The organism is Roseicitreum antarcticum (assembly GCF_014681765.1).
Taxonomy (GTDB): Bacteria; Pseudomonadota; Alphaproteobacteria; order Rhodobacterales; family Rhodobacteraceae; genus Roseicitreum; species Roseicitreum antarcticum.
The window spans coordinates 2,884,074-2,910,673 of record NZ_CP061498.1 but is presented as its reverse complement, the minus strand read 5'-3'; the positions used below and the strand labels follow the sequence as shown (position 1 = coordinate 2,910,673).

Sequence of the window (26,600 nt, the reverse complement as noted above, 5' to 3'; positions counted from 1 at the left end):
TTGTTTTACGCCCAACGCGGCGCGCCCTGACGCAGGCACAAAAGCAAGCCGTTGAACGCATTGATCCAAAGCAGGTCGGTGGCCTGAAGTATCCATTGGTCGGTCGCGAACAGACGGGGGCCAAAGCAGCCCATATGGCCGCCCTGCCCGCCCGACATCGCGCGGCTTCAACCGACGTGGAACAATGTGTTGAACAGCTTGGGGTCCAGGCTTTCGGCGGCGAACGTGTCGCCCATGCTTAGCACGCTCACGGCATCATGGCTGTGCAGGCTTTCCTGATGGCTTGCCACCACACGGAAATCACCGATCCGGGCGTCCGCTTGCAGTCGCGCGCAGAAGGACCGGGCGGCATCCTCGACAAATATCGGGTTGGCGGCGTTCAGTTCGGCAAATGCCTGCTCGTCCTCGCGCTTTACCATCACTTGCGTTTCTGTCGGCACGGCGGCGCGGCACAGGCCGATCAGATCCTCGAACCACAGGGTTGCGCCCGGCAGCAGCTCGACCGAGATGCGCGCGACCGAGCGTTGGGAATGCGGCGTTGCCAGTTGGCCCCGCGTGGCGCGCGCATGTTCCGACAGTTCCAGCGAGCACGGGCAGGTCGACGAATAGACATAGTCCAGATGCATGAACCGCCGCCGCACCCCGGCACGCTCCACCAATTCCAGCGCGATGTCATAATATTGATAGCCAGACAGCCCCGAGCGCAGGCTTTCCACCTTCATGGGAAAGGAAAATCGCATCTGGATACGGGCGTCAAAACTGTCCAGATCGGCCTTGTAATCGTCCAGCGCAGCCTCGATCACGCCAAAGCTGAAGGTGCGTTCCGCATGGCCATAGAAGGTGCGCATGATGCGCGACATGTTTATGCCCTTCTTCTCGGCCTCCAGGCTGACCGTGCCGGTCACGCTGGTTTCCAGCGTCAGGTCGCCATTGTCGCGGGTGTGAAACCGGATCGGCAGGCGGAAGTTGGAAATCCCCACATGCTGGATCTGCGCCCGCGCACCCACGATCAGGCTGGCGGGGCCGTTTTGCAGATCCGGCAGGCCCCTTTTATAGGCGTCATCCACCGTGAAAGCCGCCGGATAATCGCGGTTGAGCACCGGATAGGCGGCATCGCCAGCCCCCGGCAACAGTCGCGCCAGCGCGGGTTCCAGATGCGCGATCTCGGCGTCGGACGCCTTGCCCGCCCAGCGCTTCAACACGGCAAGCGCTGCCTCGGCCTCATCTTGGCTGGGCTGACGATCCATCTCGGGCGTATAAATATTCATCGGGCGCATATCCTCTGCGTAGCACGGCTGAGGACAGATAGGCATCCCCGCGTGACTTTCCACATAAAAACGCTTGGGCCCGGCGATCAGATCAGCGCCAGCCCCCGTTGCAGATCCGCCAGCAGATCGTCGCTGTCTTCCAAACCGACGCTGAGGCGGATCAGCCCCGGTGTGATCCCCAGCGCTTGTTTCTGATCCTCGGGCAGGCGTTGATGCGTCGTGGTCGCAGGATGGGTCGCGATGCTGCGCGCGTCACCCAAATTGTTCGAGATCACCGCAATTTCCAACGCATTCAATACCTTGAACGCCGAATCCTTGCCTGCCGCGACGTCCAACGCCAGCACGGTGCCAAAGCCCGTCATCTGGTCGCGCGCGATGTCATACTGCGGATGGCTGGCCAGCCCCGGGTAGATCACCCGCGCCAGCCGCGCATCGCCTTCCAGTGCGCGGGCCAGCGCCAACGCGCTGTCGGCCTGTGCGCGGACGCGCAGGTCCAGTGTCTGCAGGCCGTTCATCATCACCCAGGCGTTGAAGGGGCTCATCGAGCCGCCGGTGTGCTTCATGTAGGGTTCTACCGTGCCGCGAATAAAGTCGCGCGTGCCGCAGATCACGCCGCCCAGACAACGCCCCTGCCCGTCGATATGCTTGGTCGCGGAATAGATCACCACATCCGCGCCCAGTTCGACAGCGCGCGAGAATACCGGCGTTGCGAAGACGTTATCCACCACCACCAGCGCGCCGACGGCATGGGCGATTTCCGCCACAGCGCGCAGGTCGATTACCTCCAACGTCGGGTTGGAGACGGATTCGAGGAAGACCGCACGCGTCTCGGGTCGCATCGCGGCGCGCCACTGGTCCAGATCGGTGCCATCGACAAAGCTCACCGTGACGCCGTAGCGGGTCAGAATTTCCTCAAGAATATAAAGACATGAGCCAAAAAGCGCACGCGAGGACACGACATGATCCCCTGCCCGCAACATAGACGTCAGCGCGCCAGACACCGCCGCCATGCCGCTGGCGGTGGCGAATGCGTCCTCGGTGCCCTCAATCGCGGCGATCCTGTCCTCGAACACCGCGACGGTGGGGTTGCCGTAACGCGCATAGATGAATTCATCCGGACCGGTCGACAGGAACCGCGCCTCGGCCGCCTCGGCGGTGGGGTAGACGAAGCCTTGGGTCAGATACATCGCCTCGGCCACCTCGCCATATTGGCTGCGCCGGGCACCGGCATGTATCAGTTTCGTGCGTCTGTTCCAGTCCTGCGCCATTCCCGCGTTCCCCATTGGCCGGTTCCAAAGGGCGACCGACCACAAAAAAGCCCCCGGACCAAAGGTCGGGGGCGACTGCCCTGACCTTTTAGCGGTTTATTTAAAGTGGCCCGCAATCCGGTAACAAAGCGCCACTGTCCGGCCCGTTGCCAGGCCTTTTCCGGGGCGAATACTGCGCTGGCAGATCCGCCTCTGTAGCGGCAGTTACGCCGAAGTCCCGGGGCGGTCAACAGAATTTCGGCGACGCGGCGCCAGGATCAGGCGACGTTTTCCAACTGCGTGTCAGGCTGAACGCCCAACGCGTGACACACGTCGCGGGTCAGATGCGGGCGGTTGAGGGTATAGAAATGCAGGTCATTCACCCCTTCGGCCAACAGCTTGTCGCACAATTCCGTGCAGATCGCGGTGGCCAGCAAATCCTCACGCCCGTCGCGCTTTGCCTTGTCGAATGCGTCGTCCATCCAGGCGGGAATGCTGGTATTACAAGCAGTTGCGAACTTCCGGATGCCTTGCCAGTTCTCGATCGGCACAATCCCGGGGATGATTTTCGACCCGTCGATGCCTTCGCGCACGCAGGCATCACGGAAGCGCAGGAAGGTGTCAGCCTCGAAGAAAAACTGCGTGATCGCATTGTCGGCACCGGCGGCGAACTTGCGTTTCAACCAGCGCACATCGGCCATGTCGTCCGCAGCTTCGGGGTGCGGTTCGGGATAGGCGCCGACGCGCAGGGTAAATTTTCCTGTCTCAGCAAGGGCTTCGATCAGCTCCAGCGCATTGGCGAAGCCTTCGGGATGCGGCGTGAACCTGGCCTGATCCTTCGGCGCATCGCCGCGCAGCGCGACGATTTCGCGCACGCCCGCCGTGGCGTAGCTGTCAACGATCTCCATCGTTTCGGCCCGGGAGGCATCGACGCAGGTCAGATGCGCTGCAACATTGAGGCCGAACTGCTTGCCGATGGTGGTCACTGCCTCATGGGTCAGCTTGCGGGTTGTGCCGCCTGCCCCGTAAGTCACTGAAACAAAACCCGGTTTCAGCGGCGCCAGCATCCGCACCGTTTCCCACAACCGAAAGCTGGCATCCAGCGATTTGGGCGGGAAGAACTCGAACGAGATGCGCGGCGTCGACATTTGAAACCCTTTCAGCGGCGTGACACGGCCTGTTGCGAATCGCGCCAAAGCCTGAAGTCATTGATTCAGAACGCAAATCCAGCAGAAGACCATAGATGGCACCAGTTTGCGAAACAGTTGGAAGCTTGTCGCACAGAGGTTAATGTGAGACAAATTCATTATCTTCATCATCAATATGAGCAGCACCGCAATGCATATCGAGTTCCGCCACCTGCGCACGATCAAGGCGATCCATGAGGCGGGCGGGCTGGCGCGGGCCGCCGACCTGATGAATATGACACAATCGGCCCTGTCGCATCAAGTGAAAGGGCTGGAGGATCAGGCCGGGGTAGAGCTGTTCGTGCGCCGGTCCAAACCCCTCAAACTGTCGGCGGCGGGAATGAAGCTGCTGAAACTTGCCGAGCAGGTTTTGCCGCAAGTCGCTGCTTTGGAAGAAGAATTTCAGGGGCTGATCGCGGGAAAATCCGGGCGGCTGCATATCGCGATCGAATGCCACGCCTGTTTTGAATGGCTTTTCCCCGTGCTCGAACAATTCCGCCGCGCCTGGCCCGATGTGGATGTGGACATCCGCCCCGGCCTTGCATTTGACGCGCTGCCCGCCCTGCGGCGCGAAGAGGTGGACCTGGTGATTTCGTCCGACCCCGAGAATCTGGAAGGCGTCGAATTCACGCCGCTGTTTGATTATGAACCGGTTTTCGTGGCATCGAGCCAGCACCCACTGGCCCAGCAAGCCTTTGTTACCGCAGAAGATTTTCGGGACCAGACGCTGATTACCTACCCGGTGGAACGCACGCGGCTGGATGTGTTCACCCAATGCCTGACCCCCGCAAAGGTCGAACCGCGGGCGATCCGGCAGGTGGAACTGACGGCGGTGATCTTGCTGCTGGTCGCGTCAAACCGGGGGGTTGCGGTGCTGCCCGACTGGGTGCTGCGCGAGGTGCGGTATCATTCCGATTACATCACCCGCCCGATCACCGCGCAGGGGCTGAACAGGCGGCTTTTTGCCGCGACGCGGACCGAGGATACCGCCCGCCCCTTCATGGCACATGTGCTGCGGCTGGCCCGGACCGAGCCGGTAAAGCTGCAGCGCCAGACCCCGCAAAAGGCCGTTTGATGGCGTCTGGAAACGGTATGGCTTTGGTATGGGTTTGATACATACGCAAATCCGGTTTCCGCCGCCGCGCGGGACGCCCGCTAATCCAATTTGTCGGCCAGCCAGCGGTCGATCAGGAAATGCGCGATGGCCCCGCTGCGCGCCGGGCGGATGTCGGGGTGGCGGCCGGTGTGGACGCGCAGCATCTCTTCCCGCGTGAGCCAAAGCGCGTCTTCCAGTTCATCATCCAAGGTAATCGCGTCGCTCAGCGCGTCGGCCTGCGCGCCGAACATGAGGGAGTTCGGGAAGGCCCAGGGCTGCGAGGCAAGATAGCCGACGTCGCCCACCTGCACCCCGGTTTCCTCCCAGACCTCGCGGCGCACGGCGGCCTCCATCGTCTCGCCGGGTTCGATGAAACCCGCCAGCAGCGAATACATCCCCTCGGGCCAACCCGGCGAGCGGCCCAGCAACACGTTGTTGCCGCGCGTCACCAGCATGATGACCACAGGATCGGTGCGCGGGAAATGATGCGCGCCGCAGGCCGGACAGGTGCGCTGCCAACCGGCCATCGTCACATCGCTGGGCTGTCCGCATTTCGCGCAGAAGCGGTGCGACAGGTGCCAGTTGAACAGCGCCCGCGCGGTGGCGGCCATCGCGGCCTCGGCCGGCGGCAGGGTGGTCATGGCGGCGCGCAGTTCGGCGAAGCGCTGGTTGGTGGGCAGGCTGGGATGGTGCTGTTCGGTCGCATCTGCAAACATCGCCAGCGCGCCACGGTCCAGCGCATCGGGTTCCCAGGCGGAGACATCGGCGGCAAAGACCGGATGGGCGTCGGATTGTGTCCCCGCGCGAATCTGCTCATCGGTCTCGGAAAGGCCAGGCGCCGCATGTCCGGGCCGGTGCAGCCCCAGAAACAGCAGTGGCCCGCGATGATAGCCTAAAATTTCAGCTTCTGCTGAGACCCAGCCCAAGGCGTCCCGCTCATCCGCACAGACAAGGGGTTTACCCCGCCAGAGCGGCAGGATCCGGGCACGGGAATCGGCCAGAAGGCGCGACTGCGCCGCCGGATCACCGCGAAAATGGGCAGCGCGATCGGCCCAGCCGCCGCCGAAGGTTACTGACTCTGCGTGCTTCATCGGAATGCCTGTTGCTGATTTGCCCCAGTTCTGCGGCAAAACCTCGATGCATACAAGCTTCATGCATTTGACACACAACCGGGAATTGAACTCTGCGCATCAGCACTTATGATAAACTCTGAATAGACCCAAACCGGCCCCGAAAAGGACAAGGTGAATGTGTAACACGGGGGAGAGCAGGGCGCAAAACGCTTGGTTTTGTTCCGGATGAATACCATAATCACCAACAGCGCTTTGGCGGATCGGGGGAGTATGTTGCACAGCACCAAACCGTTTTCGGCCGGCGGACCCGCGCTTGGTGGAAAGAGCGGTATCGTGCACCTGCGCGCGATGGAAACAACCGACCTGCATGTGCACCTTCTTCCCTACGATTATTACGCCGACCGGCCCGACGACAGTTTCGGGCTGTCAGGGATTGCCGACCTGGTAGATACAGCCCGGCGCGAAAGCCCCAATGCGCTGTTGTTCGACAATGGTGACTTCCTGCAAGGCACGCCGATCGGCGATTTCATCGCCTATGATCGCGGCCTGCGCGAGGGCGATGTGCACCCCGCGATTGCCGCCATGAACGCGCTGGGCTTTGACGCGCTGACGCTGGGCAATCATGAATTCAACTACGGGCTGAACTTCTTGATGAAAGCGGTTCAAGGCGCGGCCTGCCCTGTTGTCTCTGCCAATCTGACGACGGTCCGGCCCGGCGCCGACCCGCGGCGCGACAAGACGCTGGTGGCGCCTTATGCGCTGCTGGACCGACAGGTCGTGGACACCCAGGGCGTGGTGCATCCGATCCGCATCGGCGTGATCGGTTTTGCGCCGCCGCAGATCGTGGACTGGGAACGCCAGGCGCTGGCAGGCAAGCTTTTTGCGCGCGACATCGTGGATGCGGCACGCGCCCATGTCCCCGCCATGCGCGAGGCCGGGGCAGATGTGATCATCGCGCTGGCGCATTCGGGCATCGGCCCGTCGCAGCATGTGGACGGCATGGAAAACGCGCTGGTCCCCCTCAGCCGGATCGAGGGGATTGATGCCATCATGGGCGGGCATGCGCATCTGGTATTCCCCGGCCCGGCCTATGAGCACACCCCCGAAATCGACCCCGATGCCGGGATGATCAACGGCAAACCCTGCGTGATGAGCGGGTTCTGGGGTTCGCATCTGGGCGTTATCGACCTTTTATTGCAGCGCGACGCCGGACGCTGGCGGGTACTGAACGCCCGGTCCGAAGTCCGCGCGCCCGATACCGAGGCTGACCGCACCCGCCACAAGGACGGGGCCGAGGCGTTGTGGGGTCTCCCGGCGCCAAAACCTGCCGGACGCCGGTTGCTGGTGCCGCCGCGCGCGCCCGCCGTGCGCGCTGCCGTCAGCGCGATCCACCGCCAGACCCTGGATGCGATCCGCCGTCCGGTGGGGCATACCCGCCGCACGCTGCACAGCTTTTTCGCACAACTGGGTGTCTCGACCTCGACCACCATCGTGGCCGAAGCGCAGCGCGACTATATCATGCACCATCTGGCGGACACGCCATTGCAGGACCTGCCGGTGCTGTCGTCGGTCGCGCCCTTCAAGGCGGGCGGGCGCAGCGGACCGGGCAATTACACCAACATCGAGGCCGGGCCGCTGGCGCTGCGCAATCTGGCCGATCTTTATGTCTATCCCAACATGATCTCGGCGCTGCGGCTGACCGGCGCGGATCTGCGCAACTGGCTGGAACGGGCAGCCGCGCAGTTCAACACCATCGCCCCCGGGGCAGACCGCGCGGTGCTGCTGAACCCCGATATGGCATCGTATAACTTCGAGATTCTGCACGGCCTGACCTACGCCATCGACCTCACGCAGCCCCCCCGCTTCAGCGGCGACGGACACGTGATCGACGCCGGTGCGGCGCGCATCACCGATCTGAACCACGCCGGTGCGCCGGTCGATCCCGATGAAGAATTCATCGTGTGCACCAACAGTTTCCGCGCCAATGGCGGTGCAGGCTACAGCAGCGCCGGGCCCGAAAAGGTGGTGTATCAAGACAGCCAGATTACCCGCGACATCCTGTGCCAGTATGTCATCGCACATGGTGAAATCGACCTGCCCGCAGCACAGGTGCTGCGCTTTGCCCCGGTGCCGGGCGCCACGGTCATGTTCGAGACCGGCAAGGAAGCCGCAGGCCATCTGGGCGATATTGCAGGCTTCAATCCCGAGATCATCGGGGAATGCGACACGGGGTTCCTTCAGATCGCGCTGACGCTGTAGCGGCCCCGTGGGGGCTGGCATATGCACCATATGCCGGCCCCGCCTTCCTCTATCGCTTCAGCCGACGCGTCAGCTCAGCGGCGGCGCGAGCGCAGCAGCCCCACGATATCGTAAGTCTGATCCAGGATCGGGCTGGCAATGGCATCGGCCCGGTCGGCGCCGTCGCCCAGAATCCGGTCGATCTCGGCCGGGTCTTGCATGAAGCGCGTCATCTCGGCGCTGATGGGCGACAGCTTGTCCACCGCCAGATCGGCCAGCGCCGGTTTGAACGCGCCGAACCCCTGCCCGCCATATTGCGCCAACACCTGTGCGGGCGTCAGATCGGCAAGGGCCGCGTAGATGTTGACCAGGTTACGCGCCTCGGCCCGGCCATCCAGCCCTTCGAGGCTTTCGGGCAGCGGCTCGGCATCAGTTCGGGCCTTGCGGATCTTTGTTGAAATTGTGTCAGCATTATCGGTCAGATTGATGCGCGACTGGTCCGAGGGATCGGATTTTGACATCTTCTTGGTGCCGTCGCGCAAGCTCATCACCCGGGTGGCAGCGCCCTCGATCACGGGTTCGACGATGGGAAAGAAGTCCACGCCGAAGTCATTGTTGAACTTGATCGCAATGTCGCGCGTCAGTTCCAGATGCTGTTTCTGATCCTCGCCCACCGGCACATGGGTGGCATGATAGGCCATGATATCGGCCGCCATCAGCGCCGGATAGGCAAAGAGGCCGACGCTGGCATTCTGGCTGTTCTTGCCTGCCTTGTCCTTGAATTGGGTCATGCGCTGCAACCAGCCCATGCGGGCAACGCAGTTGAACACCCAGGCCAGTTCGGCATGGGCGCTGACCTGGCTCTGGTTGAAAAGGATCGAGCGGGTTGGATCAATCCCACTGGCCAGGAAACCCGCCGCCAGTTCGCGCGTGGCGCGGCGCAGGTTCTCGGGATCTTGCCAAACGGTGATCGCGTGCAGGTCCACCATGCAATAGATCGTCTGGATGCCTGCGTCCTGCGCCGTCGCAAAGCGTTTCAGCGCGCCCAGATAATTGCCCAGCGTCAGCCCGCCCGAGGGCTGGATGCCAGAAAACACGCGCTGCGGATGGGCAGTCGTGGGCGCATCGGGGGCGGCGGGGGCTTTGGGGGTGGTCATGTGGACCTTCCTCTCTGGAAAACCGGGTCACATGCGCTTATCGTCACGGCACGGGCGCGTCAACTGACTGGCCGCCGCGCAAAGGCTTCGCGCAATGCAAGACCCTTCCCCACAGACATTTCTGAACCCGCTGCCCGGGGTGGTCTGGCTGCTGCTGATCCCGCTGATCGGCATCGAGGCGGTGCTGCTGCTGGGCGAGAACGGGCTGCTGGCCGGGATCAGCGCGACCGCAGCGGGCTGGCGGCTGGAGGTGCTGGCCCGGGCCGGGTTTGCCGCCGAATTGCAACACTGGATGTGGGAAACAGGGCGCAGCCCCGCGCGCGTGCTGCTGCGGTATCTCAGCTATCCGTTCATCCATGCCGGGCCGTTGCATGCGGGCTTCGTCGCGGTGCTGCTGGCCGCTTTGGGCAAATCGGTCGCCGGGGGGATGCGCCCATGGCCCATGCTGGCGCTGATCGTGGTATCGGTGCTGGCGGGCGCGCTGGCGTTTGGCGCGTTCGCCGCGCGCGAAGCCTGGCTGCTTGGGGCTTACCCGGCGATTTTCGGCCTGATCGGTGCCTTTACCTGGCAGGGCTGGGCGGTGGCGCGTGACCGTGCGGCGCAGATCCGCGCCTTCGGGCTGATCGCCACGCTGCTGCTGGCGCGGCTTGGCTTTGGCCTGATGATTGAAAGCGGTGGGCTGTGGATCGCCGATCTGGCCGGTTTCGCCGCCGGGTTCGCCGTCACGCCCATCTTGATGCCCGGCGGCGCGGCGCGGGCGCTGGCCACGCTACGCCGACGTTAGCAAGGGGCCCAAACGCAAACCGCCGCCCGGCAAGGGGCGGCGGCGCTGTCACAAATGCAACATCAGAATGTCAGACAAAGCGGACTTGCGTACCGACTTCGACCCATTCGAACAATTCTTCAACATGGTGGTTGAAAAGGCCGATACAACCGTTTGACGCCTTGCGCCCGATCTTGGCTTCGTTGTCGATGCCATGGATGCGGTAATACTGCCACGACAGGTTCATCGCGCGCGTGCCCAGCGGGTTGGTCGGCCCAGCCTCGACCCGGGCGGGCAGGCTGGGATCGCGCTCACGCATGTTCGGCGTGGGGATCCAGACAGGCGCGGGACGTTTCAGCGTGACCTCGGTATAGCCAAGGCGGCGGAATTCGTCCGACATCGGCACGGACGACGGATAAAGGCGATAAATCGACTCATCCTCGGACCAGTAATGCACGGCGCGGGAATTCGTATCACACAAAATCGCGCCCTGGCGAAGGTTCTGGAAGTGGTCCTGCCAGACATGGGTGCGGAACCCCATGACGTTGTGCCGCGCCGTGCGCGTCACCGGCGTTTCGATTTCGATATCGCCGCTTTGGGCACGCAGAACCGAGGGCATCGCCAGCGCCGAGGCAGCAGCCGCGCCGACGGTCAGCATCTTGCGCCGCGAAAAGTTGTTCGGTGCCATGTGGGCCTCCATATTCAAATCTGAGGATGTGATGCCGAAACCCGACGGGAATTGCAAGTCACGAGCGCGTGCGGCGGCACCCTGCAGTGGACAGGGGCCGGGCATGTCGGCGCGGATTGCCCATATTGCGGTCGTTTCGACACAAACCGGCGCGTCGGGTTCCACCGGGCCTTAAATCTGCCCAGAATCGCCGATAAGCGGGCATTAACACCTTGCACATTTCCTGCGCCGCACCCCGGATGAACCGCCCATGACCCAGCTCCCCCCTCCCCGGCCCCAAGAGGTCGCCGCCGTGGTGATCGGCCGGAATGAGGCCGCGCGGCTGCGCATCACCCTGCCCGCGCTTTGTGCGCAGGTGGCGCGCGGCGTCTATGTGGACAGCGGATCGCGCGATGACAGCGTGGCGGTCGCCCGCGCTCACGGGCTGGAAGTGGTGGAACTGGACACCAGCGCGCCGTTTTCCGCCGCGCGGGGGCGCAACGCGGGAGTTGCGGCGTTACGCGCAGGCGGGCTGCCGGAATTCGTGCAATTGCTGGACGGGGATTGCGAAGTGCAGCCGGGCTGGGTCGCCGCCGGGCTGAACCATCTGCGCAGCAATGCTGATTGCGGGATCGTCGCAGGCCAGATCGAAGAGATCGCGCCCGGGGCCAGCATTTACAATGCGCTGTGCGATGTGGAATGGCGCAAACCGGCGGGAGAGATCGCGTCTTGCACCGGCACGATGTTGCTGCGCGGCGCGGGATTCGCGGCGGTGGGCGGCTTCAACCCCAGCATCATCGCCGCTGAGGATGACGATTTTTGCCTGCGCATGCGCGCGCACGGGCTGCGGACATGGATGCTGGCCCGCCCGATGGCGCGGCATGACGCGGACCTGCACCGCTTTGCCCCCTGGTGGCGGCGCATGGTGCGGGCGGGCTATGGCTTTGCGCAGGTGGGCGACCTGCATCCGGGGCATTTCACCGCGTCGCGCCGCCGCGTGCTGCTTTATGGGCTGGCGCTGCCGGTGCTGGCGCTGGCGGGGCTGTTCCTTGGCTTCTGGCTGACGCTGGCGGCGCTGGCGCTTTATGCGCTGTCATGGGGCAAGACCGCGCGCGGGCTGATGCGCGGCGGACAGCCGCCCGGACGCGCCGCAAAGCTGGCGGGGCTGCTGGTGCTGACGAAACCGGCCAATCTGATCGGCCTTGCGACATATTATCTGCGGCGCGCGCGCCGACAGGAAAACCAGATCATTGAATACAAGTGAGGCTATTGCCGTGACCCAACCGAACCTCCCCCCCCTGACGCAGCCCATCCGTGCGGGCCTGATCGGCGCGGGCTATATCGCGCCATGGCATGCCGATGCGATCCGCGCCACGCCGGGCGTGACGCTTGCGGCGGTCTGCGACCAGTCGGCCAGCGCGGCCGAAGGGCTGGCGGCGGGGTATGGCGTGCCGTTCCACACCGATCTGGAGGCACTGATCGCGTCACGCACCTGCGACGCGGTGCATATCCTGACGCCACCGGGGTCGCACCACGATCTGGCGGTGCGGTGTCTGAAGGCGGGGCTGCATTGCTTCGTGGAAAAGCCCTTTGCCCTGAGCGCCGATGACGCCCGCGCCATGGCCGATGCGGCGCGCGACGCCGGGCGGCATCTGGCGGTGGGGCACAACTTTCTGGCGCTGCCGGGCTATAAGCGGCTGAAGGCTGCCGTAACGGCCGGCGATCTGGGCCGCATCACGGCGGCGCATGTGTCCTGGGCGCTGCCGCTGGCCCCGCTGCGTGCCGGGCCGTTCGGCTTGTGGCTGCTGCGCGACCGCGACAACCTGCTGCTGGAACTGGGGCCGCATCTCTATGCGCTGATCCATGATCTGTTCGGAATGCCCGAGATCTTGCATGTCGCGCTCGACCAGCCGGTGAACCTGCCCGGCGGCGGCAGCAGGCCGCAAAGCTGGCGGGTACTGGCGCAGGCGCAGGGTGTGCAGATCAGCCTGTCACTGTCGCTGGTGGAAACCTATGACGACCGATCCATCACGCTGCGCGGGTCGGGGGGGATGGCGCGGTTCGACTTTGCCGCCGATACGCTGATCACCACGCGCGACAATACCGCCGATCTGGTGGTGAACCCGCTGCGCAAGGAGCTGTCGCAGGCGTGGCAGCACCTGCGCGAGGGCAGTGTGAATGCCGCGCGGCAGGCCGTGTCGCTGAACCAGAAATCCCCCTACGGGCTAAGCTTTCGCGGCGCGATTGGCAGCTTTTACGACAGTCTGAAGACCGGGCGTGCGGTGGACCCGCGCTTTGGCGCCGACAGCGCCGTGGCGGTGATGGACGCGATCGGGGCGACGCTGCGCCTTTTGCCCGCCGCCCCGCCCCTGCCCGCGCGTGCGCCATTGGCGGTGACACCCACGGTGATGGTGATCGGCGGTACGGGCTTTATCGGGCGCAACCTGACCCGCGCGCTGGCGGCAAAAGGCTACGGCGTGCGCGTCCTCAGCCGGGGGCGGACCGGGCCGTTTGACGACATCTCGGACAAGGTGGAAACCATGCCGGTGTCGCTGGGCGATGAGGCAGCGCTGGTGGCGGCGATGCAGGGCATCGACACGGTGTTCAACCTGGCGAAATCCACCGATGCCTCGTGGGAGGCGGCGCTGCAAAACGACGTGGGCACGGCAGAGCGCATTGGCCGCGCCGCACTGACAGCGGGTGTGCGGCGGCTGATCTATACCGGCACCATCGCGTCCTACGACATGTCCGACCCCGCGCGCACCATTACCGAGGCGACGGCGTTCGCCGGGGATATGACCGACCGCAACCTCTATGCCCGCGCCAAGGCGGAATGCGAGCGGCGGCTGACCTCCATGCAGCGCGACGCCGGTCTGCCACTGATCATCGCGCGGCCCGGAATCGTGGTGGGTGCGGGCGGGCCGTTGCAACATTGGGGCATCGGGCGCTGGCATGGCGCGGGGGCGGTGCGCGTCTGGGGCGACGGGCGCAACACGCTGCCGTTTGTGCTGGCCGATGACACATCGGATGCGCTGATCGCGATGATGGAAAACGATGCCGCCCTTGGCCAGTCGTTCAACATCGTCGGCGCGCCGATGTTCAGCGCGAAGGGCTATTTCGACGCGATCCATCAGGCCCTGGGCGCCAGGATCACCGTGACGCCGGGCAATCTGACGGCGCTGTGGCTGGCGGATGGGATGAAATACACGCTGAAGCGGCATGTGCTGCGCAAGCAGGGGCTGGCGCGGCCATCGCTGCGCGACTGGAAGTCACGCGCGCATCTGTCGCCGTTCGACAATACGCAGGCGCGGCGCGTGCTGGGCTGGCAGCCCGAGGGCGACCGCACGCGGTTTGTGGAACGCGCGATCACGCAGGCCAATATTCTGGGGTTCTGAGGGGGGGGCTCCAGGCGGCTTTGAACCCTTGGCGAGCGGGCGGTTGCGCCCCCCTTTGAAAGCCCCCCTCTCAGCGATAAACCTGATCGTCGCCCGGAAAGCTGCGGTCGCGCACTTCCCCGGCGTAATCCGACACCGCCTGTTCGATCATCGGCCCCAGTGCCCCGTATTTCTTGACGAATTTCGGCACCCAGGGGTTGAGGCCCAGCATATCCTCCAACACCAGGATCTGCCCGTCGCAATTGCGCGAGGCGCCGATACCGATGGTGGGGATCTCTACCGCTGCGGTGATCTTGTCAGCCAGGGGTTCGACCACGCCTTCGACCACCACGGCGAAGGCGCCGGCCTGCGCGACGGCCACCGCATCGGCAATATGGGCGTCCCATGTGTCTTCATCGCGGCCCTGGGTCTTGAAGCCACCCATGACGTGGCTGGATTGCGGGGTCAGGCCGATATGCGCCATGACGGGGATGCCGCGCTGGACCAGAAAATGGATCGTCTCGGCCATGCGCGCGCCGCCTTCCAGCTTGATCGCGCCGCAGCCGGTTTCCTTCATCACTGTGGCGGCGTTGCGAAAGGCCATGTTGGGGCTTTCCTCATAGCTGCCGAACGGCATGTCGACCACGATCAGCGCGCGTTTGGTGCCGCGCACCACGGCGCGGCCATGCATGATCATCAAATCGAGCGGCACGCCGACGGTGGAATCCATGCCGTGCATCACCATGCCGAGGCTGTCGCCCACCAGAATGAAATCGGCATATTTATCGACAATCGCCGCAGTATGCGCGTGATATGAGGTCAGCGAGACGATGGGATCGCCCCCCTTTCGGGCGCGGATCTGCGGCGTAGTGGTGCGGCGGATGGGGGCTGTCGTGCTCATGAGGCGGCTCCTTGGGCTGGGGGCGGGATGACCCGGTTGTCGATCAGCAACACCGGGCCGAATTTGACGGCAAGCAAGATGACCACCGGCGCGCGGGGCTGGCCGCGCACCGGGCGCAGGCTGGCGGCATCGCGGATATCGACGCTTTGCACATCGGCGCGCGGCGCGGTGGCAAGGGCAGCGCGCACGGCGGCGTGCATCTGCGCAACGGTCGCGCCGGGCATCTGTGCTGCGCGCGTCAGGGCAGCGTTCAGCACAGGGGCTTCGGCGCGGTCGGCAGGCGTCAGCCGGACGTTGCGCGACGACATGGCGAGGCCATCCCCCTCCCGCTCGGTCGGTACGCCGATCACCCGCACGGGCATGTCCAGATCCCGCACGATGGTGCGGATCACGGCCAGTTGCTGAAAATCCTTCTCGCCAAAGCACGCGGCATCGGGCCCGATGATATTGAAAAGCTTGGTCACGACGGTCGCCACGCCACGGAAATGCCCGGGGCGCAGACGGCCGATCAAGATACGCGACAGGGCGGCCGCCTCGACCTGCGTCTGGGCGGCGGGGTCATAAACCTCGGCCACGTCGGGGGCGAAAACGGCATCGACCCCGGCGGCGCGCAGCATGTCGAAATCGCGCGCCTCATCGCGGGGATAGGTTGTCAGATCCTCGGTCGGGCCAAATTGCGTGGGGTTGACGAAGATGGTGGCGACAACGCGCCCGCCTTCCGCCCTTGCCCGCGCAACCAGCGCCATATGGCCCGCGTGCAAGAAGCCCATGGTGGGCACGAGGGTCACCCCCTGCCCCGCCTGCCGCCACGTAAGGGTCGCGGCGCGGATGGCCTGTTTTGTGCGACAAATCTGCATCCCCGCCCCCCTTGCGGCCCGTGGCCCTTCTTTGTCTAATCCGTGGCCGCAGGATCGGCAAGGTGGTGAGGTTTTGGTCATTGCCGCGGCAGACGGACCGCGTCACGCCATTGCCGCCGCCTGACGCGCAACCGCCGCCACGTCACGGCTGAGCACAAGCGTGGCCTCCATATCCTTGATTTCCACCCATTTCGCGTCCAGCGCATCATCGGCGGCCAAGGGCGTGCCGTGCTGCCAGACGCAACGCACGGCGACCAGCACGAAATGGTGCCGAAGCACGCCGGTATCCGTCCGATCATGGGCGTCAAGCGCGGTGATGACACCATCGGCAACCGCCGTGACGCCGGTTTCCTCGAACAACTCGCGCGCGGCGGCGGCCAGCAGCGTTTCGCCAAGATCGACCTTCCCACCGGGAAAGCCCCACAGCCCGGCATCGGGCGGGTTGGCGCGCTGCACCAAAAGCACCGCGCCTTCGCGGATCACCACCGCCAGAACGGCGACGACGGGGCGCGTGGGGGGCGATGGTGCAAGATCGTGCATACCGCCCTGTTACCCGATGCGACAGACGAACGGCAAGTGCGCCCGCACCCGTCCCGGCCATGCCGCCTGCAGCAAGGGTCGTTTTCGCGCGCTGACGTGTCGGGGCTGTAATCCCGCTGCGGGCGGTTTCCTGCGATAGGCAAAGGGCAAGGCCACCTCGGCGAACGAAAGGGACGCGACCCATGAAAACCCATGTGAAGGCACTGGTCGTCGGCGGGGGGGCTGTCGGCACCGGCATCGCCTATCACCTGGCGCGCGCGGGCTGGGACACGATGCTGCTGGAACGCGATGAGCTGACGGCAGGGTCCACCTGGCACGCGGCGGGACTGCTGCCCCTGTTCAACATGGGCTATGCCACCGGGCACATCCATGATTACAGCGTGAAATTCTACAAATCGCTGGAGGCTGAAACTGGGCTGAACCCAGGCTTTGCCGTGGTGGGCAACCTGCGCATGGCGCAGTCAGCGGCGCGGATGGATGAGTATATGCTCTATGCCACCACGGCCGAAACACTGGGCGTGCCGTTTGAATTTCTGACGCCCGCGCAGATCGCCGCGCGGTACCCGCTGATACGCACCGACGACCTGCAAGGCGCGCTGTTCCACCCGACCGACGGCTACATCAACCCCGCCGATGTGACGCAGGCCATGGCCAAGGGCGCGCGGCAGCTGGGCTGCGTGATCGAACGGCGCTGGCAGGTGGATGGCTATCGCTGGACCGGCGCGGAATGGATCGTGTCGGTGACAAAGATGGTCGAGCGTGGCGGCAACCTGGTGCGGTCCGAAGAAACCGCCCAGATCGTTGCCGAGCATGTGGTGACCGCAACCGGCAACCACGCGCAGCGCACGGCGCAGATGCTGGGACTGAAGCTGCCCGCGATCCCGGTCGAGCATCAGTTCATCGTCACCGAACCTGACCCCGCGCTGGTCGAATGGCGCAAGACCAACGGCGAACACCCGGTGCTGCGCGATGCCGATGCCAAATGGTATGTGCGCGAGGAACGCGGCGGCTGGATCCTTGGCCCGTACGAGCGCGGCGCGCCCGCGCGGTTCGCCTATGGCGTGCCCGACAGCTTCCGCGCCGATCTGTTCCCGCTGGATCTGGACCGGATCGAGGCGGAATACATGTCGATGCTGCACCGCCTCCCCTCGAGCGAGACTGTGGGGCTGAAGGACGATTTCAACGGACCGATCTGCTACACACCCGATGGCAACCCGCTGGTCGGCCCTGCGCCGGGGCTGCGCAACATGTGGCTGGCCGAAGGCTTCAGCTTTGGCATCACGGCGGCGGGCGGGACCGGGCATTACCTGGCGCAGATGATGACCGAAGGCGAGGCAGAGATCGACATGGCCGCACTTGATCCGCGCCGCTTTGGCCCGTGGATCACGACGGAATATGCCGCGCGCAAGAATGAGGAATGCTACGACCACGTCTATGTCCTGCACCACCCCGATGAGGAACGCCCCGCCTGCCGGCCGCTGCGCACCGCGCCCGCCTATGACCGACAGAAGGCGCGCGGCGCGCAATTTGGCTGCGTGAACGGCTGGGAACGGCCGAATTACTTCGGCCCCGTGGACGCGCCCGACACGTTCGACCATGACACCCGTTCCTTCCGCCGGGGCGGTTGGTGGGAACATGCCGTGGCCGAGGCGCAGGCGATCCGGGGCGGCGTCGGCATGATCGACGCCACCGCCTTTACCAAACATATCGTGCGCGGGCCCGGCGCGACGGCGTTCCTCGACTGGTTCACCTGCAACAAATTGCCAAAGGTGGGCCGCATCAACCTGACCTATGCCCTGACTGCGCAAGGGACGACGCGCACCGAATACACAATCCTGCGCATGTCGGAAAATGAATACTACCTGATCAGCGCGGGTGCCTGGACGGCCTATGATTCCGACTTTCTGCGCAAAGCCGCCGAGGACCGGATGTCAGATTTTGGCTATGTGGACATCCACGATGTGACCACGCAATGGGGGGTTTTCGCACTCGCCGGGCCGAAATCGCGCGACCTGCTGGCCGCAGTCATCAAGGATTCCGACCCCGCAACTGCGCTTTGCAACAAGCGCTTCCCTTGGCTGTCGTGGCGCAACATCGAACTGGGCATGTGCCCGGTGCGCGCGGTGCGGGTGGCCTATACGGGCGAATTGGGGTGGGAATTGCATCACCCGATCGAGATGCAGAACTACCTGTTCGACCTGCTGATGGCGGCAGGCGCGCCGTTGGACCTGAAGCTGGTGGGTGCACGGGCACAGAACTGGCTGCGGCAAGAGAAATCCTACCGCGCCTTCGGCAACGAACTGGGCCGCGACGCGACACCGCTGGAGGCCGATCTGCCGCGCTTCGTCGATCTGGGCAAGGATTTCCACGGCAAGGACGCGATGCAGGCCACCGGCATCCGCAGCACCTGCGTCACGCTGTTGGTTGACGGCCCGAAAGACGCCGACCCCTGGGGGCGCGAGGCGCTGTATCTGGGCGACACGCGGGTGGGCCGCCTGACCTCGGGCGGGTATTCGGTGGCGTTCGGCAAATCGATCGGCATGGGCTATGTGCGGCCCGATCTTGCCGCGCCGGGCACGCAACTGATGGTGCGGATGCAGCGCACGCTCTGGCCCGCTGAGGTTGTCGCCGACAGCCCCTATGACCCCACAAACGCCCGCATCCGGCAAGACGGCTGACGCCACACCAAAGGGGCAGGCGCGATGCCTGCCCCTTTGGTCAGAATGCAGGTCGCGGGGGGACCAGACAGCGCCCCCGCAATCGCGATCAGATCTGTTTTTCGGGCATGAAAACCTTCAGCCCGTCCAGCGCCGGGCTGACCTTCAACTGGCAGGTCAGGCGCGAGCGTTCGGGATCGGGCGAGAAAGCGAAATCCAGCATATCTTCTTCCATCGCATCGCGCGGCGGCAGCTTGTCGATCCAGGCAGCATCGACATAGACATGGCAGGTGGAACAGGCGCAGGCGCCGCCGCAATCGGCCTCGATGCCGGGAATCGCATTGTCGCGCGCGCCCTCCATCACGGTCAGGCCATCGGGCACGTCCACGACATGCTCGGTTCCGTTAAATTCCACATAGGTAATCTTTGCCATTGTGACCTCTGTTGTTGTCGATCATCGCGCTACGCCGCCTATTATGCCGGACATAAGGCAGCGCAGGGGGTTTGACCAGCCGGGGCCACGGCAAAACCGGCAAAACATCGCCCGGATTGCGCCCTGTTTCTGCCGTAGTTGTTTACCATATAGAAACAATAGGTAACACTACTTGTGGTTGAGGTGAGTCGCGATGACAATGAGATACATCCCCCGTGCGACATGGCTGTCGGTGCCCCTGCTGGCGCTGGCGCTGTCGGCATGCCAGAATGTGGATGCCAACGGGCCGCAAGCCAGTCGCGCCGATACCGCCACCGCCCCGATCGACATGACACGCACCGCCGATGGTGCCTGCTGGGCCGGGGATGTGTTCGCGCATCCGATGACCGGGCCAGACGGCGCGCCGGGGCCGATGGAAGTCCAGATATTCGAAACCCCCTGCCCCGAGATGCTGACCCCCGAAGTGGTCGAGACGCTGCAACGGGCGCTGCAGGTGCGCGGCTACCATGCCGGGCCGGTCAGCGGCCAGATGGACGCCACCACCCGCGCTGCGGTCCACGCGTTCCAGCGCTCCGCAGGCATCGACACCGCCGTGCTGAGCGCCGACACCGCGCGCGACCTGGGCCTGATGCCTCACCGGCCCGAACCGCTGTAATCGCGCCCGCCACCGGGGCTGTCACGAAAAAAGGCCCCCACCGGGGGCCTTTTGCATGCCGAGGGTCTGGGGATGCCCGGCGCTTGGCGCTGTGCCAGCAGGCTGGCGCCTGCCGCAAAAGACGGGGCTTTTGCGACAGGCTGCATCCGCGTCGCGATCACTCTTCTTCGGCGACGGTCAGCGCGACAAAGCGCGGGTCACCGGCGCGACGCAACAGCAACAGGATGGACCTGCGCCCGGCCTCACGGGCTTCTTCCACCCGCGCGGTCAGGTCGCTGGCGCTGAGCACCGGCTGTTGCCCGGCCTCGGTGATGATGTCACCGGCGCGCACGCCCTTCTGCCAGGCCTCGGACATCTCGTCGATGTCGCGCACGAACAGCCCCTCGATCCCGTCGGTCAGGTCCAGTTCGGTGCGCAGCGCAGGCGTCACAGGTTCCAGCGTCAGGCCCATCATTTCGGACATGGCGGGCTCTTGCGGTGCGGCAGGACCGGTCGAACCGGCGGCTTCGGCCACTTCACGCTGCCCCAGCGTCACGCTGAGGGTGACTTCGTCGCCCTCGCGGAACACGACCACATCCACCGCGCGCCCGACACCGGCGTCGGCAACGCGGCGCACCAGATCGCGGGTGTCGGCAACCGGGCCGCCGTCGAATTCGACGATCACGTCGCCAGTCTGCACGCCGCCGTCGCGCGACGGGCCTTCCATCACATCGGTGACCAGCGCGCCGCGTTCGGCGTCCAGCCCCAGGGCTTCGGCCACGTCATTGGTCACGTTCTGGATGCGCACACCCAGCCAGCCGCGCCGCGTTTCGCCGAATTCGCGCAATTGGTCGACCACATCCGTGGCAACATTCGACGACATGGCAAAGCCGATACCGATGGAGCCGCCGGTGGGCGACAGGATCGCAGTGTTGATGCCGATCACCTGACCATCAAGGTTGAACAGCGGCCCGCCCGAATTGCCGCGGTTGATCGCCGCATCGGTCTGAATATAATCGTCATAATTGCCCTGCAGCGCACGGCCCCGGGCCGAAATGATCCCGGAAGAGACCGAAAAGCCCTGCCCCAGCGGGTTGCCCACGGCAAGAACCCAATCGCCCACGCGTGAGGCTTCGGCATCGCCGAAGGACACGAAGGGCAACGGTTCGTCATGTTCAACTTTCAGCAGCGCAATATCGGTCGCAGGGTCGGTGCCGACCAGCGTCGCGGGCAGCTCCAGCCCCGAGAAGAACTCGATATTGATCTCATCCGCGCCCTCGATAACGTGGTTGTTCGTCACCAGATAGCCATCGGCGGAAATCACGAAACCGGAACCCAGCGCCTGACTTTGACGCGGGCGCGGACGCTCGGGGCCGCCCTGGCCGGGGTTGTCGAAGAAGTCCTGGAAGAAATCCTCGAACGGTGAGCCTTCGGGCAGGCGGGGCATCTGATCGCTGCCCAACTGCGTCGCAACCGTGGTCGTGGTGGTGATGTTCACAACTGCCGGGCTGACCTGTTCCACCAGGTCGGCAAAGCTGTCCGGCCGGGATTGCGCCGAGACGTTCAGCACCTGCAGCAGCAGGAACGCCATTGTCAGGGCCAGAAGCCGACCCTGGCGGGCCACCATCAGCCTGTCAGTCTCGCTAATCGAAATTGCTAGTGCTTTCATCTTATTCTCCCGATTGTGCCTGAGCGTGTCAGAATAGCTGACACGCGGCGCGCGTCTGGACCATAGATAAGAGGTGCCAGGGCAAACGCAAAGGCCCGCGCGCAATTTCAACCTAAAGTGACTGCGGGGTGAATACCCGCGATTGCGCAGGGGCCGGGGGCGGCCAGAAACGCAACAAAACCACCAAATGATGCGGTCCAAATGGCAAAAGGGCCAGCCCGCAGGCCAGCCCCTTCGATAGATTGTTTCAGATCACGTCCAGAGCGCATGCGCCCAGCCTTGCCCCAAACCGTGGGGCCAGCGCGGCCGGGCATTCTGCGATCAGTTGCCGATCATGCCTTCCAGTTGCTCGACGACCGGCGGCTCTTCGCCCGGCGCGCGCGATGGCGTGGGCGGCGCGGTCGCGTCGGGATCTTCCTCGGCAAGGCGCGCGGCGGCGGCGGCGGTCTCCATGACCTCGTCGCTCATCCCGTCAGTGCGCAGGAAGTTGAAGAACTCGCTGTCCGGGCGCAGCACCATTGCGGTGTTGTCGCCGCGCAGCGCGGTCTCATAGGATTGCAGCGACCGGGTGAAGCTGAAGAACTCAGGATCGCGGGTGAAGGCTTCGGCATAGATCCGGTTGCGTTCGGCATCAGCCTCACCCCGGACGATTTCCGCGTCCCGACGGGCCGAGGATACCAGTTCCACCACGGTACGGTCGGAAAGCGCGCGCACACGCTGCGCGGCCTCATTCCCGCGCGCGATCTCATCGGCGGCTTCACGTTCACGTTCGGCGCGCATCCGCGCGAAAGTGGCGGCAAGGTTCTGTTCCGGCAGATCGGTACGGGTCAAGCGCACGTCGACCACGTCGACGCCCAGCGCCTCGGCCTCGTCGCGGGCCTGATCGCGGATCAGGTTCATCAGGCTGGTACGGTCTTCCGACAACACGGCGCCCGATGGGACAGAACCCAGCACTTCGCGGATGGCGGCGTTCATGATCCGCTCCATCCGGCCCTGCGCGGCCAGCACGCCTTCGGACCCGACAGCTTCGCGGAATTCGCGCACATCGGTAATGCGCCAGCGCATGAAGGCATCGACCACAAGGCGGCGGTCATCCAGCGGCGTGACCTCCAGCGGCGCGGTTTGCAGGCCCAGAATGCGCGCGTCATAGCGCACGACTTCCTGGACCAGCGGGATCTTGAAGCCCAGCCCGGGTTCGTTGATCTCTTGCTTGACCTGACCGAATTGCAGCACCAGCACGTTTTCACGTTCATCCACGACAAAGAGCGAGGACAGCAGGCCGACAACCAGAATGACGACGATGGGAATGGCTAATCCGAAACGTTTCATTGCGTTGTCCCCCGCGGCTGGCGACCCAGTTCATTCAGCGGCAGATAAGGCAGCACGCCCGTCCCGCTTTCCTGTCCGGTCACATTGTCCAGAATTGTCAGATTCATATCGCCCAGAACAGTCTCCATTGTTTCGAGATACATACGTTTGCGCGTCACTTCGGGCGCGTTCACATATTCGTTGTAGACCGCAACGAAGCGGCTTGCTTCACCCTCGGCATTGTTGACGACTTCGGCGCGGTACGCCTCGGCCTCTTCCAGCACCTGCGCGGATTCACCACGCGCGCCGGCCAGCACACGGTTGGCATAGGCATCGGCCAGACGTTGCAGACGGTCACGTTCCTGACGCGCGGCCTGCACTTCGCGGAAGCTGTCGATCACCTCTTCGGGCGGGTCGGCCTTGTCAAAGTTGATCCGGATGATGCTCACCCCGGATTCGTAGCTATCCAGCGTGCTTTGCGCGGCCTGCCGCAGATCGGCGGCAATCGCACCCCGGTCACGGTTCAGAATCGGCGAAAGTTCCGACCGGGCGATGATGTCGCGCATCGCGGATTCGGCGACGGCGCGCACGGTGTTGGCCGGGTCCGCCAGGTTGAACAGGAAGTTCGCCGGGTCCGAGATGTTCCAGACGACCTGGAATTCGATGTCCACCACAGCCTCATCCCGCGTCAGCATCAGCCCGCTGTCGAGCGCGCCGCGCCCGGTGCCGACCTCGGTCACACGTTCAGTGGTCACCTGCACGATTTCGTGGGTTACGACGGGCCATGGCGCGAAGTTCAGGCCCGGATTGCCGGTCGAGGAATACTGACCAAACAGCAGTTCGACCGAGCGTTCTTCAGGCCGGACCGTGTAAAAGGACGCAAAGGCCCACAACAGGGCCAGACCCGCCAGCCCCAGAAACGCGCCGCGTTTCGAGAAGCCAAAGCCGCCGCCGCCCGTGCCGCGACCATTATTACCGCCACCGCGGCCGCCCATGAGCACTTTCAACTGCTCCTGGCCTTTTTTCATGATCTGATCGATTTCAGGAATTTGCGGCCCGTCATCACCGGGGCCGCGTCCGCCCCCCCCTGATCCGCCGCGGTTTCCACCACCACCGCGATTACCTGAGCCTCCGCCCCAGGGACCCCCGTTGTTACCAGACATTCGGTCTCCACTTCGTGTTGTTCGTATTCAATCCGCTTACCCCTTAAAGTGGGGGCAAACTGCGTAAAATCAAGCTGGCCTGTATGCCGCGCTACTGTCCCGCCGACCTCAGGGGCGCCCGCATGGTGACCAGTTCTTCGGCCATGGTCGGATGCACCGCCATGGTGCGATCGAAATCTGCCTTGGTGGCGCCCATCCCGATGGCAATCGCCGCCAGTTGGATCATCTCACCCGCGCCATCTGCGACGATATGACAGCCCAGCACCTTGTCGGTCCGCTTGCAGACCAGCAGCTTCATCAGCACCCGGTCTTCGCGCCCTGCAAAGGCGCGGTGCATCGGCCTGAACGAGGCGCAATAGACATCGACGGGCCCGGCGGCGCTGGCGGCTTCCTCGCTCAGCCCGATGGTCCCGATTTCGGGCTGGGTGAACACAGCGCTGGCGATCAGCGCGTGATCGACCTTGCGCGGCGTGCCGCCAAACACCGTATCGGCGAAGGAATGCCCCTCGCGGATCGCGACCGGCGTCAGGTTCACCCGGTCGGTGACATCGCCCACCGCATAGACCGAAGGCACCGCCGTCTGGCTGTAATCGTCCACCGGGATCGCGCCATTGGCCGACAGCGTCAGCCCCAGTTCCTCCAGCCCCAGCCCGTCGCTGTTGGGAATGCGGCCGGTGGCAAAGATCACCGCGTCATATAGCGCCTCGTGGCCGGTGGTGGATTTCACCCAGGTTTGCCCGTCGCGCTTTTCCATCTCCAGGATATCGGCGCCGAGGTGCAGTTCCACCCCGTTGGCGATCATCGCATCCGAGACATGGCCGCGCACTTCCTCGTCAAAGCCGCGCAGGATCTGCGCACCCCGGTAGAATTGCGAGGTCTGCACACCCAGCCCGTTGAAGATACAGGCGAATTCGCTGGCGATATAGCCGCCGCCAATGATGAGCACCGATTCCGGCAGGCTCTGCATCAAGAAAACCTCGTTCGAGGTCATGCATCCCGCCTCGGCCCATTTATCGGGGATGAAGGCCCGCCCGCCGGTGGCGAGCAAGATGTGCTTGGCGCTGACTTCCTGCCCGTCGGCCAGCCGCACGGTATGCGGACCCGCCACCGTGGCGCGGCAGTCGAACAGCGTCACCCCGGCCTTTTCAAGGTTGGTGCGATAGATGCCTTCGAGGCGATCAAGCTCCCGGTGCATCCGCGTGCTGAAGGCGCGCCAGTCGAAAGCGTTGATCTGGGCATCCCAGCCATAGACATTCGCGTCATCCACCGCGCCGGGAAAGGCGCTGGCAAACACCATCAGCTTCTTTGGCACGCAGCCCCGGATGACGCAGGTGCCGCCCATGCGGTATTCCTCGGCCAGCGCCACCTTGGCGCCATGGCTGCCCGACGCGATGCGCGCCGCCCGGACACCGCCAGAGCCGCCGCCAATCACAAACAGATCATAGTCAAACGTCATGCCGCCCCTCAAATATCGCTGAAGATGTTGTCAGACCCGGCAAAGCTGATCTTGTCATGCGCCACCCGGCCCGTGGCAAGATCGCGGGTTTCGACCGCGCCATCGGCATGGCCTATCACCACCTTGTCGCAGATGTCGATGAAAAGCCCATTCTCGACCACACCGGGGATCTGGTTGAGCAGCGGCGCCAGCTGGCGCGGGTTGCCGATACGCCCCAGCGCAAGGTCCAGGATCAGGTTGCCCTCATCCGTGCGGAAGGGAATGTCCCCCGCCATGCGCAGGCTGATGTCGCTGCCCATCACATCCATGGTGGTCAGCAGTTCTTCGATCAGCGTGCGGGTGGCCTTCCAGCCAAAGCCGATCACCTCGACCGGCAGCGGGAAGGCGCCCAGCACTGCGACCTCTTTCATCGCATCGGTGATGACGATCATCTGATCCGACGCGGTGGCCACGATCTTTTCCTGCAGCAATGCGCCGCCGCCGCCCTTGATCAGGGTCAGGTCGACGTCAAATTCGTCCGCGCCATCAATGGTCAGGTCCAGCCAGCCCGCCTGTTCCAGCGTCACGACGCTGAGCCCGACCTGCCGCGCCAATTCACCCGTGCGGGTCGAGGTCGGCACGCCGGTGATGCGCAACCCCTCCTGGCGGACGCGTTCGCCAAGGCAACGCACCATCCAAGCGGCGGTCGACCCGGTACCGAGACCCACGCGCATCCCGTCTTGCACGAAATCCACGGCGCGGCGTGCCGCGGCGAATTTCGCGCGTTCGATCGGGGACAGTTCATCTGACATCGGCTTGTCCTTCGCAGGGGGCTTGCCGGGGGGGTTATAGGGAAAACCGGGGCCGGATTTAAGGGGTAATCGACACCCGCCGCCCGCTGCATCCTGTCGCGCGGCATCCTGCCCGGTGGCC

At 64.5% G+C, this 26,600-nt stretch carries 22 protein-coding genes and 1 riboswitch; of the genes, 7 read left to right on the top strand and 15 right to left on the bottom strand.

The genetic code is table 11. From position 1 onward, the window contains the following. Positions 1–167 precede the first annotated feature (167 nt). The 3 genes from folE2 to metF all read right to left on the bottom strand — a co-directional run bounded on the left by folE2 (position 168) and on the right by metF (position 3,663). Entirely contained in the window at positions 168–1,268 is a 1,101-nt protein-coding gene (folE2, locus tag H9529_RS13890; protein ID WP_092885190.1) for a GTP cyclohydrolase FolE2, read from the bottom strand. A gap of 86 nt (positions 1,269–1,354) precedes the next feature. Next, positions 1,355–2,536: an O-succinylhomoserine sulfhydrylase gene (gene metZ / locus H9529_RS13885; RefSeq protein ID WP_092885188.1), complete on the bottom strand. Its 1,182-nt coding sequence runs from the start codon at positions 2,534–2,536 to the stop codon at positions 1,355–1,357. 68 nt (positions 2,537–2,604) lie between these two features. Continuing rightward, positions 2,605–2,681, bottom strand: a riboswitch (SAM riboswitch). Positions 2,682–2,793: 112 nt separating this feature from the next. Then, entirely contained in the window at positions 2,794–3,663 is an 870-nt protein-coding gene (gene metF / locus H9529_RS13880) for a methylenetetrahydrofolate reductase [NAD(P)H] (protein WP_092885186.1), read from the bottom strand. Positions 3,664–3,853: 190 nt separating this feature from the next. Between metF and H9529_RS13875 the strand changes: the two genes are divergently transcribed. Beyond that, positions 3,854–4,777, top strand: a complete 924-nt coding sequence (locus H9529_RS13875) for a LysR family transcriptional regulator (RefSeq protein ID WP_092885418.1) — start codon at positions 3,854–3,856, stop codon at positions 4,775–4,777. An 80-nt stretch (positions 4,778–4,857) separates the two neighbouring features. On the opposite strand, the gene nudC is transcribed toward H9529_RS13875, so the two are convergent. Further along, positions 4,858–5,889: an NAD(+) diphosphatase gene (nudC, locus tag H9529_RS13870; protein WP_092885416.1), complete on the bottom strand. Its 1,032-nt coding sequence runs from the start codon at positions 5,887–5,889 to the stop codon at positions 4,858–4,860. A gap of 252 nt (positions 5,890–6,141) precedes the next feature. Between nudC and H9529_RS13865 the strand changes: the two genes are divergently transcribed. Beyond that, positions 6,142–8,130, top strand: coding sequence for a bifunctional 2',3'-cyclic-nucleotide 2'-phosphodiesterase/3'-nucleotidase (locus H9529_RS13865; protein WP_223814173.1), 1,989 nt, complete (start codon positions 6,142–6,144; stop codon positions 8,128–8,130). A gap of 74 nt (positions 8,131–8,204) precedes the next feature. Here the strand turns inward: H9529_RS13865 and trpS are convergent, their stop codons facing one another. Next, positions 8,205–9,266 carry a tryptophan--tRNA ligase gene (gene trpS, locus H9529_RS13860; RefSeq protein WP_092885181.1) on the bottom strand — a complete coding sequence of 354 codons (1,062 nt, stop codon included), beginning with the start codon at positions 9,264–9,266 and terminating at the stop codon, positions 8,205–8,207. A gap of 94 nt (positions 9,267–9,360) precedes the next feature. On the opposite strand from trpS, the gene H9529_RS13855 reads away from it, so the two are divergent. After that, positions 9,361–10,050, top strand: coding sequence for a rhomboid family intramembrane serine protease (locus tag H9529_RS13855; RefSeq protein WP_092885179.1), 690 nt, complete (start codon positions 9,361–9,363; stop codon positions 10,048–10,050). A 70-nt stretch (positions 10,051–10,120) separates the two neighbouring features. On the opposite strand, the gene H9529_RS13850 is transcribed toward H9529_RS13855, so the two are convergent. After that, positions 10,121–10,717 (bottom strand): L,D-transpeptidase, encoded by a 597-nt coding sequence (locus tag H9529_RS13850; protein WP_092885414.1) that lies wholly within the window; start codon positions 10,715–10,717, stop codon positions 10,121–10,123. Positions 10,718–10,967: 250 nt separating this feature from the next. On the opposite strand from H9529_RS13850, the gene H9529_RS13845 reads away from it, so the two are divergent. Both H9529_RS13845 and H9529_RS13840 read left to right on the top strand, forming a co-directional pair. Further along, on the top strand, positions 10,968–11,960 hold the full coding sequence (locus tag H9529_RS13845; protein WP_092885177.1) for a glycosyltransferase: 993 nt from the start codon (positions 10,968–10,970) through the stop codon (positions 11,958–11,960). Positions 11,961–11,970: 10 nt separating this feature from the next. After that, positions 11,971–14,091 carry an NAD-dependent epimerase/dehydratase family protein gene (locus H9529_RS13840; RefSeq protein ID WP_397544877.1) on the top strand — a complete coding sequence of 707 codons (2,121 nt, stop codon included), beginning with the start codon at positions 11,971–11,973 and terminating at the stop codon, positions 14,089–14,091. Between the two features lie 70 nt (positions 14,092–14,161). On the opposite strand, the gene panB is transcribed toward H9529_RS13840, so the two are convergent. The 3 genes from panB to H9529_RS13825 all read right to left on the bottom strand — a co-directional run bounded on the left by panB (position 14,162) and on the right by H9529_RS13825 (position 16,368). Beyond that, the gene (gene panB / locus H9529_RS13835; protein ID WP_092885173.1) at positions 14,162–14,971 is read right to left on the bottom strand and encodes a 3-methyl-2-oxobutanoate hydroxymethyltransferase; all 810 of its coding nucleotides are present in this window, start codon (positions 14,969–14,971) and stop codon (positions 14,162–14,164) included. Next, complete coding sequence (gene panC / locus H9529_RS13830) at positions 14,968–15,828, bottom strand: pantoate--beta-alanine ligase (protein ID WP_092885171.1); 861 nt, start codon at positions 15,826–15,828, stop codon at positions 14,968–14,970. The genes panB and panC overlap by 4 nt, the downstream gene beginning before the upstream one ends. A gap of 102 nt (positions 15,829–15,930) precedes the next feature. Continuing rightward, positions 15,931–16,368: an NUDIX hydrolase gene (locus H9529_RS13825; RefSeq protein ID WP_092885169.1), complete on the bottom strand. Its 438-nt coding sequence runs from the start codon at positions 16,366–16,368 to the stop codon at positions 15,931–15,933. Between the two features lie 182 nt (positions 16,369–16,550). On the opposite strand from H9529_RS13825, the gene H9529_RS13820 reads away from it, so the two are divergent. Further along, on the top strand, positions 16,551–19,046 hold the full coding sequence (locus H9529_RS13820; RefSeq protein ID WP_092885167.1) for a GcvT family protein: 2,496 nt from the start codon (positions 16,551–16,553) through the stop codon (positions 19,044–19,046). Between the two features lie 88 nt (positions 19,047–19,134). Here the strand turns inward: H9529_RS13820 and H9529_RS13815 are convergent, their stop codons facing one another. Next, complete coding sequence (locus H9529_RS13815) at positions 19,135–19,458, bottom strand: 2Fe-2S iron-sulfur cluster-binding protein (protein ID WP_092885165.1); 324 nt, start codon at positions 19,456–19,458, stop codon at positions 19,135–19,137. Between the two features lie 193 nt (positions 19,459–19,651). On the opposite strand from H9529_RS13815, the gene H9529_RS13810 reads away from it, so the two are divergent. Next, on the top strand, positions 19,652–20,113 hold the full coding sequence (locus tag H9529_RS13810) for a peptidoglycan-binding domain-containing protein (RefSeq protein WP_092885163.1): 462 nt from the start codon (positions 19,652–19,654) through the stop codon (positions 20,111–20,113). Between the two features lie 157 nt (positions 20,114–20,270). Here the strand turns inward: H9529_RS13810 and H9529_RS13805 are convergent, their stop codons facing one another. The 5 genes from H9529_RS13805 to rpiA form a co-directional block, all read right to left on the bottom strand. Beyond that, on the bottom strand, positions 20,271–21,761 hold the full coding sequence (locus H9529_RS13805) for a Do family serine endopeptidase (protein WP_092885161.1): 1,491 nt from the start codon (positions 21,759–21,761) through the stop codon (positions 20,271–20,273). A 321-nt stretch (positions 21,762–22,082) separates the two neighbouring features. Next, positions 22,083–23,090: a protease modulator HflC gene (gene hflC / locus H9529_RS13800; RefSeq protein ID WP_092885159.1), complete on the bottom strand. Its 1,008-nt coding sequence runs from the start codon at positions 23,088–23,090 to the stop codon at positions 22,083–22,085. After that, complete coding sequence (hflK, locus tag H9529_RS13795; RefSeq protein ID WP_092885157.1) at positions 23,087–24,232, bottom strand: FtsH protease activity modulator HflK; 1,146 nt, start codon at positions 24,230–24,232, stop codon at positions 23,087–23,089. Before hflK ends, hflC begins: the two co-directional genes overlap by 4 nt. A gap of 91 nt (positions 24,233–24,323) precedes the next feature. Next, positions 24,324–25,688, bottom strand: coding sequence for a glutathione-disulfide reductase (gene gorA / locus H9529_RS13790; protein WP_092885155.1), 1,365 nt, complete (start codon positions 25,686–25,688; stop codon positions 24,324–24,326). 8 nt (positions 25,689–25,696) lie between these two features. Beyond that, entirely contained in the window at positions 25,697–26,479 is a 783-nt protein-coding gene (gene rpiA, locus H9529_RS13785; RefSeq protein WP_092885153.1) for a ribose-5-phosphate isomerase RpiA, read from the bottom strand. Positions 26,480–26,600 lie beyond the last annotated feature (121 nt).